The 581-nt window shown below is 64.2% G+C and carries 1 protein-coding gene; it reads left to right on the forward strand.

Annotated features, from left to right (window positions below):
- Positions 1–329 precede the first annotated feature (329 nt).
- On the forward strand, positions 330–581 hold a 252-nt coding region (locus GUI70_RS22590), incomplete at its 3' end, for a hypothetical protein (protein WP_161884514.1).

The following is a 581-nucleotide window of genomic DNA, read 5'->3' on the forward strand; positions in this document are numbered from 1 at the left end:
GCCTGAAGGTCGGGTGGCAGCGCGTCCGATATGTGCGCCTCCCTGATCGCCTCCTGCACAGCTACCTCCCATCGTGAACTTCAGCCGAGATCAATAAGAGGGACCGCATTGTTTGCGCTGGGCCCAAGGCGTGGTGCGTTGCGCCAGTACCTGCTGACCGAACAAGGCCAGCAGGTACTACGGAATCTCGCTCAGGAGACCACCGCCGTTCACTGAACGCACCGACAGCACCCAACACCCCACCCAGCCCCCGGCTCCACGCGGGGGCGTTCGCTTGCCCTGCCTGGGTGTCACGGGCGCGGCAAGACTTGAACCATGTCGGAGGCCACTTGAAATTCACCCTGACCCTCAGCGGCCTGGCTTTGGTGCTGGCCTCGCTGCTGACCATCCCGCCCGGCGTCTGCAAAGCCGACGTGCGGCCCATCGCCCGCATCGGACCGTTCAACCAAATCCTGATCGTGGTCGGTGTCCCCCAGAACTGTCCGTTAACCTCAAAGGCTGTACTGCGCTTCCGTACTGCTGGGGACGGCGTGCTGCCCCCCATCGGCTACTTCGTCTTGCGCGGCTCCTACCCCCGTGAG

This window comes from Deinococcus alpinitundrae (assembly GCF_009982895.1).
GTDB classification, from domain to species: domain Bacteria; phylum Deinococcota; class Deinococci; order Deinococcales; family Deinococcaceae; genus Deinococcus; species Deinococcus alpinitundrae.